This window comes from Leptospira alstonii serovar Sichuan str. 79601 (genome assembly GCF_000347175.1).
Lineage (GTDB): Bacteria > Spirochaetota > Leptospiria > Leptospirales > Leptospiraceae > Leptospira > Leptospira alstonii.
Genome location: NZ_ANIK01000101.1, coordinates 1 through 16054 on the forward strand (window position 1 = coordinate 1; position 16054 = coordinate 16054).

17 protein-coding genes are annotated in these 16054 nt (G+C 41.6%); 11 read left to right on the forward strand and 6 right to left on the reverse strand.

From position 1 onward, the window contains the following. Window positions 1–574: 574 nt before the first annotated feature. Window positions 575–1114 carry a DUF1564 domain-containing protein gene (locus tag LEP1GSC194_RS17730; protein WP_020774883.1) on the forward strand — a complete coding sequence of 180 codons (540 nt, stop codon included), beginning with the start codon at window positions 575–577 and terminating at the stop codon, window positions 1112–1114. A 28-nt stretch (window positions 1115–1142) separates the two neighbouring features. Here LEP1GSC194_RS17730 and LEP1GSC194_RS17735 read toward each other — a convergent pair whose 3' ends face one another. Beyond that, window positions 1143–2168: a thioredoxin fold domain-containing protein gene (locus LEP1GSC194_RS17735; RefSeq protein WP_086005204.1), complete on the reverse strand. Its 1026-nt coding sequence runs from the start codon at window positions 2166–2168 to the stop codon at window positions 1143–1145. 131 nt (window positions 2169–2299) lie between these two features. Between LEP1GSC194_RS17735 and hisE the strand changes: the two genes are divergently transcribed. The 10 genes from hisE to LEP1GSC194_RS23680 all read left to right on the forward strand — a co-directional run bounded on the left by hisE (window position 2300) and on the right by LEP1GSC194_RS23680 (window position 12027). After that, on the forward strand, window positions 2300–2578 hold the full coding sequence (gene hisE, locus LEP1GSC194_RS17740) for a phosphoribosyl-ATP diphosphatase (protein WP_020774896.1): 279 nt from the start codon (window positions 2300–2302) through the stop codon (window positions 2576–2578). 6 nt (window positions 2579–2584) lie between these two features. Then, entirely contained in the window at window positions 2585–4543 is a 1959-nt protein-coding gene (locus LEP1GSC194_RS17745; RefSeq protein WP_020774886.1) for a hypothetical protein, read from the forward strand. A 468-nt stretch (window positions 4544–5011) separates the two neighbouring features. Further along, entirely contained in the window at window positions 5012–5776 is a 765-nt protein-coding gene (gene fabG, locus LEP1GSC194_RS17750) for a 3-oxoacyl-[acyl-carrier-protein] reductase (RefSeq protein ID WP_036043666.1), read from the forward strand. Window positions 5777–6268: 492 nt separating this feature from the next. Continuing rightward, window positions 6269–6502, forward strand: coding sequence for an acyl carrier protein (locus LEP1GSC194_RS17755; protein WP_003001255.1), 234 nt, complete (start codon window positions 6269–6271; stop codon window positions 6500–6502). Between the two features lie 54 nt (window positions 6503–6556). Then, window positions 6557–7309 carry a ribonuclease III gene (gene rnc / locus LEP1GSC194_RS17760; protein ID WP_020774894.1) on the forward strand — a complete coding sequence of 251 codons (753 nt, stop codon included), beginning with the start codon at window positions 6557–6559 and terminating at the stop codon, window positions 7307–7309. 99 nt (window positions 7310–7408) lie between these two features. After that, window positions 7409–7873 (forward strand): NUDIX domain-containing protein, encoded by a 465-nt coding sequence (locus LEP1GSC194_RS17765; RefSeq protein WP_017808566.1) that lies wholly within the window; start codon window positions 7409–7411, stop codon window positions 7871–7873. Beyond that, a complete protein-coding gene (gene aroB / locus LEP1GSC194_RS17770; protein WP_020774892.1) occupies window positions 7870–8961 on the forward strand; it encodes a 3-dehydroquinate synthase in 1092 nt (363 codons plus the stop codon). Before LEP1GSC194_RS17765 ends, aroB begins: the two co-directional genes overlap by 4 nt. After that, window positions 8961–9842, forward strand: a complete 882-nt coding sequence (locus tag LEP1GSC194_RS17775; protein ID WP_020774884.1) for a mechanosensitive ion channel family protein — start codon at window positions 8961–8963, stop codon at window positions 9840–9842. The genes aroB and LEP1GSC194_RS17775 overlap by 1 nt, the downstream gene beginning before the upstream one ends. Window positions 9843–9848: 6 nt before the next feature. Continuing rightward, the gene (locus tag LEP1GSC194_RS17780; protein WP_020774879.1) at window positions 9849–10271 is read left to right on the forward strand and encodes a hypothetical protein; all 423 of its coding nucleotides are present in this window, start codon (window positions 9849–9851) and stop codon (window positions 10269–10271) included. A gap of 850 nt (window positions 10272–11121) precedes the next feature. After that, on the forward strand, window positions 11122–12027 hold the full coding sequence (locus LEP1GSC194_RS23680; RefSeq protein WP_020774893.1) for an LIC10906 family membrane protein: 906 nt from the start codon (window positions 11122–11124) through the stop codon (window positions 12025–12027). A 430-nt stretch (window positions 12028–12457) separates the two neighbouring features. Here the strand turns inward: LEP1GSC194_RS23680 and LEP1GSC194_RS17800 are convergent, their stop codons facing one another. The 5 genes from LEP1GSC194_RS17800 to lsa14 form a co-directional block, all read right to left on the reverse strand. Beyond that, on the reverse strand, window positions 12458–13339 hold the full coding sequence (locus tag LEP1GSC194_RS17800) for a hypothetical protein (protein ID WP_017809218.1): 882 nt from the start codon (window positions 13337–13339) through the stop codon (window positions 12458–12460). Window positions 13340–13348: 9 nt separating this feature from the next. Next, on the reverse strand, window positions 13349–14062 hold the full coding sequence (locus LEP1GSC194_RS17805; protein WP_020774881.1) for a hypothetical protein: 714 nt from the start codon (window positions 14060–14062) through the stop codon (window positions 13349–13351). Between the two features lie 334 nt (window positions 14063–14396). After that, a complete protein-coding gene (locus LEP1GSC194_RS17810) occupies window positions 14397–14735 on the reverse strand; it encodes a TRL domain-containing protein (RefSeq protein WP_020774882.1) in 339 nt (112 codons plus the stop codon). A 5-nt stretch (window positions 14736–14740) separates the two neighbouring features. Continuing rightward, window positions 14741–15064, reverse strand: a complete 324-nt coding sequence (locus LEP1GSC194_RS17815) for a TRL-like family protein (RefSeq protein ID WP_017807956.1) — start codon at window positions 15062–15064, stop codon at window positions 14741–14743. A gap of 15 nt (window positions 15065–15079) precedes the next feature. Further along, complete coding sequence (gene lsa14 / locus LEP1GSC194_RS17820; RefSeq protein ID WP_020774885.1) at window positions 15080–15526, reverse strand: adhesin Lsa14; 447 nt, start codon at window positions 15524–15526, stop codon at window positions 15080–15082. Window positions 15527–16054: the final 528 nt, after the last annotated feature.

The following is a 16054-nucleotide window of genomic DNA, read 5'->3' on the forward strand; positions in this document are numbered from 1 at the left end:
CGGGTCGTTCGAATAAACTCAATCTCACTTCCTACGGGTCGTTCGAATAAACTCAATCTCACTCCCTACGGGTCGTTCGAATAAACTCAATCTCACTCCCTACGGGTCGTTCGAATAAACTCAATCTCACTCCCTACGGGTCGTTCGAATAAACTCAATCTCACTCCCTACGGGTCGTTCGATAGGTTTTGGGACGAGGTCAAAACTGATTCGTTAAACAATTGTCGGATTTGTCATTTTCGCTGAGCCAAAATTCCGGAGTGATCGTTTCACAGATCATCAAATTGTAAGTAACGCGAGTTAGGCGTAAGAAAGATTGGGCGAATCCAGCCCTTGCCAAAGGCCGGGCTGGACCGCGCTTTCTGCTCTGATCAACAAATTGATGATCCGCTTGAAAAGCGAAATACTTTCGTCATTCCAATTTGTTGATCTCGCTTCAATCGCTTTCGCATTGGTTATACCGAACTCCTGCTAAGCTACATTTTGAAACGAGTTATACAGCTTTTTTGAATATTTTTTTCTTTTTTTATCTAAATCCGATCCGCTTCAACCGGTTTCGAGAACCGTACCCGGTATGGGAACCTTGTTGCTTAACTCCGACTTTGAAATCAGTTCGACTCTAGGGGAAAACCGTTCTGAGACGGTCACTCTTTTGATTCCGGAAGATAATTGGATTCGTTTTTCCGAAAAAGATTTGAAAGCGCTTCCTAAAAAGATTCCGGAATTTTTGAGAACGTATGGGAAGTATCTTTCTTCTACAAGACGTCTTGGGAAAAAAGCCGGGAGAACCTTGTATCAACCCAGCCCGGGAAAACGAAAGATGAAACGGGTGAATATCCGAGTGAACACAGGAAGTTGGACTCTTTTTGGGGCGCTTGCACAGGCACATGGAGTATCTCGTTGTTATCTTTTCAATTACCTTCTGTGGTTGGAGGAGACCGGAGTCGGAGATTCTATCGTTTACACGATGAATGCGGGAGTTCCCGCATTCCACGAATCGTACAGTTATATCCTTCACCTCGACCTGCTGGAAAACCAAGTGACCCGCAGACTACGCTGCCGACCGAAATTCTTCCATTACGCATTGGACTATCGAGACTGGTTTCCAACGTAAAAACGGACCATCGGGCGTAGAGAAAATTTTAATTGAGAGAATCGATTCTCATCTGAAGATCTTTTTTCTCATCGAAATCGGTCGTTAGTTCCAAAACCTTTTTATAGTCGGCCTTTGCCTCTTCCTTTTGATTCAATTCTTCGAATGCGTTTGCTCGAAAAAAAAGAACCGAGGAAATATCTCCGTTCGGAAACTTGGAAATATAGGAGTTGAAAGTAACAATCGCGGATTTAAAGTTACCGACTTCTAAATAAGAAATTCCTAAATTGAATAGAGCGTCGTGTTTTTTGTCGATATCCTTTGAATCGTTCGCGTCGATCGCTTTCTGAAAAAACCGAATGGCCTTTGCGTATTCTTTCGCTTCGAAATAATAAACACCAGCTTGAAAGTTGGTCTTGGTACTGTTCGGATCCTTGATTAACAGATCGAGATATTCCTTTTCCAAGTTTCGACGAGCGTATGCGTTTTTCAGCAATTTGAGAATCATCTTGGAATCAGGCATACCGGTGATTTTATCAATGAGACTACCGTTTTGATCCAAGAAAAGGATCGATGGATAACCTTTGATTCCGTATTTGCGTTTTAAATTCGGGAAACTATCTCCGTCCAAAGAAAGCGCGACGAACTTGGAAAGTTCGAGTTGAACTTCTTTTTTGGGATAGATCTCATTCTTCAGAGTTTTGCAGTAACTGCACCAATCGGCGTAGACGTCTATAAAGATCGGCTTTCCATCGGCTTTCGCTTTTTCAAAGGCTGTCTTGACCGATTTTTCCCATTGGATTTCGGCCGAGATCGGAAAACAGAAAAAGACGCATAAAAAAACGACGATCGGAAAAAATAAGGAGATAAGATTCGGAAAAGGTTTCTCTATCGTAAAATTATACTTTTGCAAATAAAAAGTCTTTCGACTTTTTTGTGGGAACTCCTGCATGATCCCGTTTTTACCGTAAAATCCGAACCCCCGGCATCTAACAACTCTCCGCTGATTCCTAAAATGTGGGAACTCCCACAAAAATCGCACGGCAAGAGTACGAACACGCTGTAAATTTTTCATTCTCAATCATCGGACTTTTTTGCGAACACTTTAGCCAGCGTTTTCTTTTGGAAGGCTCCTAAAAATACGGTTGTCGGAGAACCGGAGGAAGGGAAAACTAGGGGCAGATTTTGGAAAGGAAACCCGGGTTCATGGAATTTTTATTACAATTGGAAAATATACTGAAAAAAAGGAAACAGGACCTTCCCGAAAAATCTTATACCGCGGATTTGTTCCGAGGCGGAGTGGATCGGATCCTCAAAAAAGTAGGGGAAGAGGCTGGAGAGGTCATCATTGCCGCTAAAAATTCGGACAAAAAAGAACTCACACACGAAGCGGCCGATCTGATTTTTCATTTGCAAGTGTTGCTCGTCGAACAAGGGCTTTCTCTACAAGACATCGTGGAAGAACTTCGCAAACGCCATTCATAAAAAAAAATGAATTTACCGGAAGTCATCATTCCCAAAGGGATCTCCGGTAAAATTCTCCTAACATTTTTATCATTCCTAATTTATACGTATCTTTTTTATCACGGCGCTTGGTTAAGCGACGATTCGTTCATCACGTTTCGAGTCGCGGATAATTTCCTAAACGGGTTCGGACTTCGTTGGAATCCGTTGGAAAGAGTTCAGGTTTACACACATCCCCTTTGGCTCTTTTTACTGATCCCGATACAATGGATCGCTCGGGATATCGATATCGCCGCCTACCTTTTGTCTTTCGCGTGCGGAATCCTTTTTTTATTCGTATATTGTTTTACTTTTTTTAGGATTCGAAACGGCTTGGGATTGATTTTGATTTCCATCGGAGTATTTTTCTCTTCTCGAATATTCATAGATTATAATACTTCCGGCCTTGAAAATCCTCTTTCTTTTCTGTTGATCCTGATTTTTCAGATACGATTTTATACACTCTATACGGATTGGAATCGCGAAAATACCGATTCGAAAGGGAAAAATTCCGAAACGGTTGTGGTTGATTTGAATTCGACCAAAACCGATTCCTTCGCGATCGGATTATTGGCTTCGTTGCTCGTTTTGACGCGTTTGGACCTTATCCTTTTCCTGATTTGGCCTTTAGTTGTTCTTTTCTATCGAGTTTTTAAAAGTCAGAGAATTATATTTTTAGTATATTCTTTTTTGGGAATTCTCCCTTGGATCGCGTATTTGATTTTTTCTCTGATCTATTTCGGATCTTTTTTTCCGAATACCTTCTACGCGAAGACAAACGTTTTGTCGAGCGCAGCGGAAAGAATGATCGCGGGATGGGACTATCTAAGAATCAGTTTAAAATGGGACCCGATTGCCCCTATAGTTTTCGCGGTTCATTTGTTTTGGCTCGTTGCCGATCCGATTTCCAATTGGATTACGCGTTTTTCTTCGCTTAACAAAAGAACGTGGTCGCCGAATCTGAGTCGTCAAGAAAGAGGAATTTTGACGATCGGTTTCGGCGGAATTTTGACCGAGCTTTTTTATCTTCTTTGGGTGGGAGGGGATTTTATGGCGGGGAGATTTTTGGGAACCTGCTTGATCGTTTCCGTTTTTTCCCAGTGTTTCGTTTGGGCGTATCGAAGTTCACTCTATAACCAGAATATTCAAAAAATATGTTTTACGATTGCAGGGCTGGCTTGGATTTATTTCTTGGTCCATCCGGCTTCTCCATCGCGTTATGTCTTTCAACGATCTCCGATTCGAGTGGAAAGAGGAATTGTGGACGAAAGGGCCTCGTATCAGGATAATTGTTCTTTGAAACATTGGTTTCGAGGAATTACGTCCGAGTCTCATCCTTGGGCTCAATACGCTCTCCGAATTTCATCGGAGAATTGCTCAAAATCCGCGAATCCAAGTCACGACGTGTTAAGTGGGAAAAAAACTCTGTCCGAAAATTTAAGAATGATTCAAACTCCATCGCTTGGGTGCGGGCAGGTAGAAGTTACGACTAACGTCGGTTTAGCGGGATATTATGGGGGTCCCCCGATCCACTGGATCGATCTGTTAGGGATTACCGATCCTTTTTTGTCGAGGTTGCCCGGTAAAGGTTTTCCGGGTCATTATGTTCGTCTTTTGCCCCAGGGATATAAGGAATATATCGAAGAAACGACCGCTTCTCTTCCGAACAAGGAGTTGGATCGTTTTTATTATGAAGTTCGATTGTTAAGCGAAGAGGAAATTTGGGTCCAAGAACGTTGGAAAACGATCTTGGATTTTACGCTTTTGGGAGCGGGAAATTTTAAGACTAGATTTCCGACCGGATTTCAATATCCGTTCGCGTTAAATGCCTATCGCAATACTCTCTACGGCATTCCGTTTGCGAATTGGAAGGACGAGGATTTGACGAAGGAATTGGTTCTAGAATATTTCGGCCTTCCATCGAAAGTAAAATCGAAAGAACCCTGATCCGTATTGCCGAGAACTATAAAACGGGATCTGAAAATTCCGCATCTAAGAGCGGATCGGATATTACAAAATGTTAAAGTTTTTCGATTTCGCATACGCTTACGCGTAAAATCCGGATTTACCGTTCGATTGAAAATGTAAGAGTTCGTATTAGGAATCAGTGGGTAGGGATCAGACGTTACAGCGAAGCGTTCAAGAGGAAAGTGATTCAGGAAATAGAGACCGGCAAATACAGTCGGAACCAAGCGATGAAACACGAATGTATTAAAGGTTCTGAAACGGTCCGTTCTGTCTCGTATTTTTGTGGAGGAAAAAGTTAGGAAGAGTAGTTTTTCACTTTGATTTTTTGCGGTTAAACAAGAACAGAACGACCGTTCTGTTCTTATGCCTCAAAACACGGAAAACTCCCTTGACCCGGTATTTGAACAAAATACTTTAGCCGCAAAGAACCCGAATAGGAAAGAATTTATGATCGATTTAAAAGGTAAAAACGCCGTAATCACCGGATCCGCAAGAGGAATCGGAAAATCCACGGCTTTGACTCTCGCAAAGGCAGGAGCGAATATCGTGATCGCGGACTTAAACGAAGAATCCAGCAAAGCGACCGCGGAAGAAATCTCAAAACAAACCGGTGTAAAAGCGATCGGAATCGGAACGAACGTGGCCGACGCGGATTCCGCAGCCAAAGCGATCCAAGCTTGTGTGGATGAATTCGGATCCGTAGACATTCTTGTAAACAACGCAGGTATAACAAAAGACACTCTTCTTATGAGAATGAAAAAAGAACAGTGGGACGCGGTGATCGCCGTAAACCTCACCGGAACTTTCAATTGTACGCAAGCGGCTATCAAGTTTATGATGAAAAATCCGAACGGTGGGTCCATCATCAATCTTTCTTCCATCGCCGGGGTGAACGGAAACATAGGACAAACCAATTATTCGGCGTCCAAAGCGGGAGTGATCGGTTTTACAAAGGCGGTCGCGTTGGAAATGGCTTCTCGCAAGGTTCGTTGTAATGCGATCGCACCCGGTTTTATCGCCACTGAAATGACGGAAGCGATTCCCGAGAAGATCAGAACCGCTATGGTTGCGGCGATTCCTCTGAAAAGAGCGGGGCAACCGGAGGATATTGCCAATACGATCGCATTCTTAGCCTCCGATATTTCCTCTTTTATTACCGGTCAAGTTATCGAAGTGAACGGCGGCGGTTTTCTTCCGGGCGCGTCCGCTTAAAAATAGAAGGATTCTTTCATTCTTTTGGGAATGAAAGAATCGAAACTGCTTTTATTTCCTTAATTCGTTCGAAAATAATCCTTCTCATTTGAATCTTTTCTTTGTTTCTTTAAAGAAAGAAACTTTTTCCTTTTTCTTTTTGGGAATCGAATGTCAGGTAAAGAATCATTGGGAGCGATTTCAATGAGACATCCGTTATGAACCGTAAAAATTTAATTTTCATTCGCGAAATGTTTTCTTCCTAAAGTCTGAATTATAGGGAAACAATTTACAAATTTTTCCCGCGTTGTATCCGATCGCTTTCAATCGATAAGACCGATTTGAAAAACAAAAGCGAATCATCAATTTAAAGGAGTTTTTTTCTGAAAAAAAGTATATTGGCTTGCCAAATATTTTCGGAATTAAATCTATAAAATTCGGTGGATTTTATATCCGCCTGTCTAAATCTAACAAAAAATCATCATACCACCTAAATGTGGTACGGAGGAAACAATGGCAGACTTTGAAAAAGTTAAATCTATCATCGTAGAACAACTTGGAGTGGATGAATCTGAAGTTACACCTGAGGCTCACTTTATTGACGACCTCGGTGCGGATTCACTGGACACGGTTGAATTAGTGATGGCTCTCGAAGAAGAATTCGGTATCGAAATCTCCGACGAAGACGCTGAAAAAATTCAAACCGTCGGTGACGTAACCAAATTCATCGACCAACTCAAGTCCTAATCGTTTGAGATTTTCCGGGTTCTTCACGGAACTCGGAATTCTTTTTTCCCTCCTTTGATCTTTAAGAAAACACAACCTTCTCTGAAAAGTCCTGAGCGGGTCCAAAGTCTTCAAAAGCTTTCCAAAAAAATCGGAATCAAGTTTTCAAAAATAGAATATTATAATACAGCCTTTATCCATAGTTCTTATAAAAACGAAAACCCGGAGATCTTAGAAGACAACGAACGTCTTGAATTTTTAGGCGATTCGGTCTTAGGTCTTGTGGCGGCTCGTTCTCTTTTTCAAAAATATCCGAAAGCGAGCGAAGGGGAATTGTCTAGAATCAAATCCAGAATCGTTTCGACTCCCATCTTAAATTCGATCGCGGAAAAACTCGAGCTCGGGGAATATCTTCTTTTGGGAAAGGGAGAAAAAAGCTCTCAAGGGAAAGGTCGCCGTAAACTTTCCGCCAATCTTTTTGAATCCCTGATAGGTGCGATTTATTTGGATCAAGGATTCGACGTCGCAGAGAAATTCATCGTTCAATACCTATCGGAATTTGCGGAAAATCCGGAAAAAGAAGAATCCGTCAGGGATTACAAGACACAACTTCAGGAATATTCCCAAAAACATTTTAAGGTTCTTCCCGTGTATCGTATCCAGGGAGAATCGGGTCCCGATCACTCGAAGGTCTTTCAGGTCGGCGTTCGGATTCGGGATCAATGGGAAGCGAGCGGTTCCGGGGTAAGTAAAAAGGCCGCGGAACAAAACGCGGCCAGAGAACTTTACAACCGAATTCGGAGAGGAAACAAAAATCCTGTCCGCTAAAAGCGAATTCACGTTTCTGAGCGTATTTGAAAGGATGAGTGAGAAAACCGCCTTTCTAAATCAAGATTCCTCGGCTCAAAGGACGACAATCTAAATAGAATGGATTTTTTCTTTAAAAAGAAAGGATTGCGGGTCAGGGTCGCGGCTCTGATCGAAAATTCTCAAAACGAAATCCTTCTCATTCAACAAAAGAAAAAGGATTCTTACTACTGGCTTCTGCCCGGAGGAGGAATCGAATTCGGTGAAAGCGCGGAAGACGCCCTCAAAAGGGAATTAAAAGAAGAACTTTCTCTTGATATGAAATCGGCTTCTTTTTTACTCTTAAACGAGTCCATTGAACCCGGCGGAAAAAGACATCTCATTCAACTTGTCTTTTCGGTGAACGTCAAAAAGGAAATTCCGGAACTCAATCTGAACGAAAAGGCGATCACAGGTTTCGGTTATTTTGTTCCGGCGGCGGTTCGTGAAATGGATCTTAGGCCCGATATCAAATCCTTTCTTTTGCAAGGTGATTTTAAATCCGCGCCGTTTATCAAAAGTATCTGGGTATCTGAAAAAAAATGAGTCTTATCGAAATCGTTTCGGTGAACACGGAACACAAGTCCGTTCCGGTTCATCTTCATTCGGACTTTGGAGGTTTGTCGGAAGAGATCGCAAAACTTCCCGGAATCACTTCCGTTTTTTTAATCACGGAAAGATCGATTCATTCCCTCTATTCCAAATATTTGGAAAAGGAATTGTCCTCTTTTGGAATTCCCGTGCGAGAGATCTATATCAAGGGCGGAGAAAAATCGAAACATATCGATCGAACCGGAGACGTATATAATCGACTTATTGAATACGGAGCCGATCGGAAGTCTCTGATTCTCGCGTTCGGCGGCGGGGTCGTGGGCGATTTTGCGGGTTTTATCGCATCCACTTATTTGAGAGGAATTCGATTCGTTCAGATTCCCACCACACTTCTTGCGTGTGTGGATTCTTCCGTGGGCGGTAAGGTTGCGGTTAACGCGGATTTCGGAAAAAATATGATCGGTTCTTTTTATCAACCCGAGTTCGTATTCGCTCCTATGTTCGTCTTGTCCACTCTTCCCGATCGGGAGTGGAGATGCGGTCAGGCGGAGATCGTCAAACACGCTCTTCTTTCCGGCGGCGAATACTGGGAAAAGGTAAAGAATCATTCATTCAAAGATTTGAATGTGAATTCTCCCGTTCTTCCCTATTTGATCGCGGAGTCGGTTCGTTTTAAGGCGAACGTGGTTTCAAACGACGAAAAGGAAACGGGACTTCGTAAAATCTTAAATCTCGGACATACCACCGCTCACGCGATCGAATCCGTCACGAAGTATAAAAAATATTCCCACGGTGAAGCGGTCGCAATCGGTCTCGTGACGGCGCTTTTAATCAGCGAACAAAAATCGGGACTCGACCCGATCACGACTCAGGAAACGATCGAGACTCTGAAAAATTACGAACTTCCGTTTCAGATGAAATTAAAATCCAAGGAAGTCGCAAAACACATGCTTCACGATAAGAAAAACGTGGGCGGCTCGATTCGTTTCGTCCTTTTGGAAAAACCGGGTTCTCCCGTTTTCGATATTCCCGTGGAATCGGAAGAAATCATATTAGCGATTCGTAAACAAAAAGGTCTTTGATGGAATTCGTAGTCAATTTTTTCGAAAGCATCAATCCGTTCCTTCTTTTGAGGACGAAGGATAGAGGTCTTTCCGAAGAGTTGATCCTGGTCGTCTATTTTATTATTTTTCTGATTCTTTCCTATAAAGTCATCATTATCGTTCTCGATTTTTTCAAACCTACGGTGGACGTAACGTCCCGTTATAATCGTCGAAAGATGGCCCGAATGTCCTTTATCGTCTTGGGTTTGATTATACTTTTGCCGGTCGTCTTTTCGGGGCTTTCGTACCTTCCGACCGTGATGGGTTTGGCCGGAGCGGGGATCGTAATTTCCTTGAAGGACATCACTCTCAACTTCGTGGGATGGTTTTTTATCCACGGGAGCAACGGTTTCGAAGTGGGGGATCGTATCGAGATCGAAGGGGTTCGAGGAGACGTCATCAATATCGGAATGAATCGTTTTACTCTGATGGAAATCTCGTCAGATCCTAAGTCAGATCAATCCACGAATCGTCTCGTTCATTTTCCCAATCACTTTGTCATTCTTCGTCAGGTGATCGTAGTTAAGGATAAGATGAATTACGTCTGGGACGAGATGAGAATCAAAATCCCCTACGACTCCGATTTTGAAAAGGCTGAAGAACTTTTAAACGGGATCATCCGCAACAACGCGATCATCGATCAGGGGGAAATCGATTACACTCTTCAGGAACTTTCCAAAAATTATCTGGTTCGTCTCGGAAAAACGACTCCCATCGTTTATCTTTCTTTGGAGGACGGAGGGATTCTTTTTTCCCTGCGGTATTTAACACACGTTAGGGGAAGAAGGGATATGAAGACTAAAATTTCCCATCAGATTCTAAAGGAGTTCAAACAGTTTCCGGGGATTCGGATTTTGTGATATTTTATGAATAAGTCCCCTTATCAAATCGGAAAATCGATCCGTATTCTTTTTATTGTTTCGATTTTTTCTTTGCAGTCTTGTGATTTCGAGACGGAAGTTTCGATTCCTAAAGAAATCCGTATAACCGTAATCGATCATAAAAACAATCAACAGGAAGATGGGCCGTATGAGAAAATATGTACGCAAGATTCTCCCGTTTGGAAATGGATTGCGAAAGAAATTCCAAAACTTAAAAACGGATGGAGGTCTTATTATGCGACTCTTCCGGGTGCGGGAATTATCGTAGATTTGGGCAACTCAAGAAGATTACAAATTCTGGATCATGGAGTGTTTTATATCTCTCAAAAATCAGTACTGTCCCATGATTTCCAAAATGAAAAATTCCGGGAATTATTAACACTCATAATCGAAACGCGAAACAAATAGATGTCGCTTTTCCTGAAAGTTTTTCCAAAATTTATCGAACGACCTGAAACACGATCCTTAGAGAGAGTTTCAGGCAACGAGCAGCGGAGCGTCGCGAGTGGTTCACAACGAAGTTGTGAAATCAACACGATCCTTAGAGAGAGTTTCACTCAGTACCGAAAATGCGTCGTTGAAATAGGTGCCTCAGGTCACTCGGCAGGGAGCGAGACTTTAGTTTTCCAAAAATGTGGGAACTACTACTTATTAGATGTTAGGGACGAGTGGTTAGGAATTAGGAACAGCTGTAAAGTCCTAAACCCTCGCCGCTTGAAACGTGGGAACTCCGGCGAGGTTTTGGGATAAGTTCTATGTAGAAATCGACTTCGTCACTCGGCAAGTTCATAGTGCAACGGCGCTCTAGTTTTTATTTTTGACGGGTGTTCCTTACTATTTTTAGTAAATTTATTTTCGTATGAGTTGGGTGAGAAGACAGGCGATTTCGGGAGGGAAATTCAAAAGCCATTTTTTTGAGCTTGAGTTTTTGTTCGCAAAAGAGGAAGTGGAGTCGTAAAAATTAAAATATTCAAAAAACTGAGAACGCGTAGAAGTTTTTCGGATCGTATTTAACGCGAGTGCCGATGCAAAAACGATGATTATGTTGCTCCATAGAGAGCGACATTGAGTTGAATTCCGAAGGAGTTGGAACATTGTTAAACGAAGCGGAAAAAACCATGTAGCGGTGGATTCGGGTCGAATCGAGAAAATACTTCCGAGCGTTACTTCATGGGCGCGAATAGTTCACAAATAACGTGTATCACTATATTACGGAAAATGATTATATCTAAAAATAAAAATGGTTAGGTAAAAAATTGTGAATTTGAGCATATTGTTATCGACGTTGACCGGTTTAATCCATCTGCTTTTTGGAATCTATGTTTATCGTTTAAAAGCGGATCAAAAAGTTCAAAAGTTTTTTCTACTCCTAAATCTTCAACTATCGACATGGTTATTGATCCAAGGTCTGCGGATATTCCTACCGATTGAGTATCGCAATTTGGCCCTTAATCTCAATTTTATTCCGATCTCTTTTGCTCCATTTACCTTATATGTGCTGTGTAAAAAATTAGAACGTCCGGAAAGTGGGATCCCTCTCGGAGCGTATTTCGCAGCTTTTGTCGGCATCGGTTATTTCGTTTATAACTGTTTGTCTCAGAAAATGGCGACTTTGAAAGATCCCGAAAATTTCATTTACGATATTAATGCGAATTACCATTTTTTCGTTTTTTACTTAGTTTTTTGGATGGTTCTTTCCATCTTTGAGATTACTCCTAAGGTGTTGGTACGGAGGGGAGATTTTAAAGTAAGATTGTTTTTAGTATTGGCAGGCGCCATATTCTCTTTGCACAGCACCGCTTTCTTTGTTTACATTCTTCCGCTTTTCGGAATTTTTAAACCTTCGCTTGCATCGATCGGACTCTTGGTTTCCTGTTTATTATGGGGAGTTGCAATCTTACATTTCGACGCGTTCCACATAAAATTGAAAATTATCGAGGGACAGGATGTTCCGCTCATTAACAAGGTGGCGTCCGGAGGTTTTTTAAGGCTCTTGTCGAAAATGGATCCGATGAGATTCGTCCAAAAAAGTCTGAAAACAAAATCGGCTATCACGGAACGGATTTTAATTCAGGACTACGAACTTGCCTCCAATTCCGAAGAGTTGCCCTTGGAAAAAAGAGTTCAAATACTTTCCAGAAAGTTCGGAAAGTATTTGAAATAGTCGGTAATGCCGCTCGTTGGCAACTTCGCTTCCTGTCGAATGATCCGTGGAGAATCAGACTCCCATTTCAATGAATCACTTACTGAACTCGGTGAAACGCTCTCTAAGGAGGATCGCGTTTCAAGTTGCGAAATTAGTAGAAGGGCTCGGAAGGTTTTCTCTATCAGAAAATCATACTTTTTGCAAGTAAAAAGTCCTGCTCTTGCCGGAACGTTTGAAAATGCGCGTTTTTGATTCTTCTTATTTCAAAACTCTTTCCCGACTTTTTGGGTTGGTTATGATATGGAACAAGGAGCTTGCGCTTTTGTTCGTAAAGGAGAAAGCGGGGTCGTAAAAATTGAAATATTCAAAAAGCTGAGAATTCGTAGAATCCTTTTCGGATCGTATTGCCCTTGTTAAACGAAGCGTTAAACCTCTACGCCGAAAGTTTTTATTTCATCATCTCGTCCAATAGCTTACACTCCGGAATTTCCTCTTTTTCAATCTTTTTCTCCTTAATGTAACCTACGATGTGGCCGGGAACGGAAGCCGCTAGACCCGCCAATCCACCTGCGGAACTGAAAATGGGTCCTGCAGAGTAGGTGGCATAAGCGGGGTATAACGTCCTGTATGCGATCAATTCGTTCTTCAGATCGCATTTGTATCGGAGATATCTGAGAGCATCGTCAGACGCGCGCGCTTCGGGATACAACGGCCCGATAATGGGAACCGCATAACCGAGACTGTAAAAGGATTTGTATTTTCTGAGAGCAAAGTCCTTTGCGTGTCCGCCTTCGTGAAGCACAACCGACGGAAGATCGCTATAGAGATTGATCGTATTGGAATATGGATTGTAGTGATCGCCCGTAAAAAGTCCCGCAAAAAGTCTTCCGGGAATGATAACTCCCAATAACCAATTGAGAATCCCGAACGTATATTTTAAAACCGGATGAACGTTATCCGCTCTCCAAAGTTGAACGAGATCGTCGATCGGAGCATACTGATTGAAACGTATCTTAACGTCTTTGAGATTATTTTCGACGATATAATCCTTTAGGTAATTTTTGGTTTCCTGTGAGAAACTATGATTGCTCATCTTTTTATTCCAGAGAATGAGTTTGGATAAAACCCCGAAAATATTTCCCAGAAAGTCCAGAAACCAATACGGCTCTCCCTCTTCAAATTGGGGATTTTCCGCGTTAAAATAATTTTGGCTGGGATAATAGGGTTTCGCGTGAACGTATTTTTTTTCTATCGAATAGGTACATCCGAAAGAAAAAACGAACGATACGAGGAGAATCGAAACGCCGAGGAATTTTAGTATGGGATTCATAAACATTGATTATCGATTTTGCGACGGGCCTGTTTCGGTAGGTTTTTCCAAGACGGACTTTAGCTTTTCTGAAAATTCCAATAGGGCCGTTCTTCCGAGTTGATTGAGTTGGTCCTCTCGATTTCCTCGAAAGCCGAGATAAGGCATATAGATCAACCATCCCAAAATGGTAATCGTAGCCAAAGTGAAATGACAATCGGTTACGTTCGAATCGATGGAATCGTTGTATTGAAAATCCAAAACGTTTTCGTTTTTTGTAAAACTCCAAACTTCTACATTCAGTTTCACTTCCGTTTTGCTCCCGAAAAAACAACTGTCTTCCGTTTTGAGTTCAAAATCCTGGATATGGATTTTATATTTTTCATTGGTTTTATAATCTTCCTTATTGAAATCCAGTTCCCTTGCAATAACGGTTCCTATGGAGCCGTATTCGTTTTTCAATTGGTCGGGTGCAAGAAAGAAAAGGGAGGGATTTCGGATCGCGAACGTTTCCTTTCGAAGCGTCGGGGATTCGAGCACTTCAAAATGGGGATTGGGGTTAAGATCTTGGATCGTATCTAATTTCTCCGGTTCGTATGTGCCTGCGACGTTTCCTTTTTTAGGAACGTAAACTCGGATCGAGATACAATTCGTAAAACAAAAAAGGACAAACGAAACGATTGAAATCGGAATCAATATTCCCGATGTTAATGATTTTGTGAAGAAGGTTTGAGTATGTTTCATATTTAAAACATTATAAAATTTGAATGTTCCATTCCGGTTTGCGGCGAAAACGGGCCTCGCGCCGATGTTTCAGGTTTGATATATCCAAAACTTACCTACGCCACGGATAGAAGAAAGTATTTTTTGGGTTCTATCAAGAACGGAAAGAATTTGGATCGTCGTAGAATGCGGACGGAATTGAGGAAGAGGAATCCGTAGAAAGAATTTTTCCGAATGTAGAAAGGAATAAAAATAAAAACACTGAGTATGATTTCCGCTCAGGGAAGACGCATACTCAATGTTTGATAGAATTTGTTTTTTGAGAAGATTAAAAAACTACTTTTACGTTATTCTTTTATTCTCCGTAAACCACGACACATTCTTGAGAATAGATAAAGCCTAAAATTCCAAAAGTGCTTTTGTCTACGACCGCCACTTTCGTGATTTGGCCGTCTTTCATCGCCTCTGCAATACTTCCTTCCCCTCCGGAGTAAAAGAGGAAATTCAGAATCGAGTAATTGTTACAAGATTTTCCTTTCTTTAGGATTTTTGCATCCGTAGGACCGGAAGTTGAGTTTCCGGATACGTGATAGCTGGAAGAGTTGAAAATCGCCGCTGGAAGGATACTCGTCGCACAGTTGGAAACGACAAATGCCGCGAGAGAGATTACAATCAGACTGATTAATTTTTTCATTTTTATTATTCCCCACTTACAATGGTACAATAGTTTCTATAAACATATCCCAGAACCGAAAAAGTAGAATGGTCTATGTTTGCGATTCTGGAAATTTTATGGTCCAATGCGATTTGACCTGCGGCGGCATCTCCCCAGGTTACCCAACCGAGAACGCTATGAGTACAACCCTCCGCTTTTTTGGAAGTAGGAATGTTGTTGGAACGATTGATTTCCCCTGGAAAGGTAGTGTTCGTTACGAGAAGACCTTGTTGGGGACCGATTGCACAATTCGATAAGAATACCGAAAAGCCGAGGGCGAATAGAGTCAGGATGATGATTTTTTTCATGATGATCCGTTTTCCTTATTTTTTCTTTCCGGCTGCAGATTTTGCATCCGTTTTTGTTTCCGTAGCTGCGTTAGAGCCGGTTACGACTGTACAAAAGCTATGATAAGGAAAGCCTAATAGAATTCCAAATTGTTCGTATTCTACGCTGGCTACCTTTGCAATTTTTGCGTCCGCTTTTGCGGCTTCGATGGAAGAATCTCCGAAAGATACAAGCCAAAGGATGTTTCTGGAACATGCTTTTCCGGTAGAGGTATTTTCTACGTTGTCTCCAATCTGGCCGGGAATGGTTCCACTATGAACAAGAACCCCGCCTTTATAGATTAGAGGGTATCCGATTGCATAGTCTTTGGTTGGGTTTGTATTGGGGGTTGTGCCGCCGAAAGTGTACATGTAATTAAAGCCCGTACACTGAACCGCCCAGATCGTCATGAAGCAAATGAAAAGTAAGGATTTGAGTTTCATTTTTTCTCCTGGATTCCTTTTTTGATTGTTCTCGGACGTTCCTCGCAATTGGATCTTGAGTGACATCCGGCGGTGCCCAAGCTAATAATAGTGATATTTTTGTAAATAGCGAATCACTAGGATAAAATGAATTTTGAAATTTTTTTAACAAGAAGGTGTTTTTTGAAAGTTTTTTAATGCGAAGAGAAACAATAAAGAGAACTGCTAGAAAGTTTGCAAATGGTGTTCGGTTTCCTTAAAACCGAATCGTAATTGAGGAGTGCGGCTCGGGTAAAAGTAGAATTTCGATGAAAGAAAAATGGCTCAGTTCTATTCAGCCCGTTTTTGGATTTTCTGAAATCAATGGTGACTTTTTTAAATTCAGAGCGTAAAGTATTCTAAATTTATAATTTAGGATTTGTCTAAAAATTTTTTGATTCTTTTTATCTTAAGTGCTTGTCCCAAAACCTCAAAATGTGGGAACTACTACGTTTTTAAATGATGGGAAAATCTATTAAAAACCTAAATAACCGTCAAAGAAACATAATT

Coding starts and splice junctions, on each gene's coding strand:
- LEP1GSC194_RS17755 (WP_003001255.1), top strand. CDS start 6,269: ATGGCAGACTTTGAAAAAGTTAAATCTATCATCGTAGAACAACTTGGA.
- LEP1GSC194_RS17810 (WP_020774882.1), bottom strand. CDS start 14,735: ATGAAAAAATTAATCAGTCTGATTGTAATCTCTCTCGCGGCATTTGTC.
- LEP1GSC194_RS17775 (WP_020774884.1), top strand. CDS start 8,961: ATGGAATTCGTAGTCAATTTTTTCGAAAGCATCAATCCGTTCCTTCTT.
- aroB (WP_020774892.1), top strand. CDS start 7,870: ATGAGTCTTATCGAAATCGTTTCGGTGAACACGGAACACAAGTCCGTT.
- LEP1GSC194_RS17800 (WP_017809218.1), bottom strand. CDS start 13,339: ATGAATCCCATACTAAAATTCCTCGGCGTTTCGATTCTCCTCGTATCG.
- LEP1GSC194_RS17805 (WP_020774881.1), bottom strand. CDS start 14,062: ATGAAACATACTCAAACCTTCTTCACAAAATCATTAACATCGGGAATA.
- hisE (WP_020774896.1), top strand. CDS start 2,300: ATGGAATTTTTATTACAATTGGAAAATATACTGAAAAAAAGGAAACAG.
- LEP1GSC194_RS17765 (WP_017808566.1), top strand. CDS start 7,409: ATGGATTTTTTCTTTAAAAAGAAAGGATTGCGGGTCAGGGTCGCGGCT.
- LEP1GSC194_RS17735 (WP_086005204.1), bottom strand. CDS start 2,168: ATGAAAAATTTACAGCGTGTTCGTACTCTTGCCGTGCGATTTTTGTGG.
- LEP1GSC194_RS17780 (WP_020774879.1), top strand. CDS start 9,849: ATGAATAAGTCCCCTTATCAAATCGGAAAATCGATCCGTATTCTTTTT.
- LEP1GSC194_RS17815 (WP_017807956.1), bottom strand. CDS start 15,064: ATGAAAAAAATCATCATCCTGACTCTATTCGCCCTCGGCTTTTCGGTA.
- LEP1GSC194_RS17730 (WP_020774883.1), top strand. CDS start 575: ATGGGAACCTTGTTGCTTAACTCCGACTTTGAAATCAGTTCGACTCTA.
- LEP1GSC194_RS17745 (WP_020774886.1), top strand. CDS start 2,585: ATGAATTTACCGGAAGTCATCATTCCCAAAGGGATCTCCGGTAAAATT.
- fabG (WP_036043666.1), top strand. CDS start 5,012: ATGATCGATTTAAAAGGTAAAAACGCCGTAATCACCGGATCCGCAAGA.
- lsa14 (WP_020774885.1), bottom strand. CDS start 15,526: ATGAAACTCAAATCCTTACTTTTCATTTGCTTCATGACGATCTGGGCG.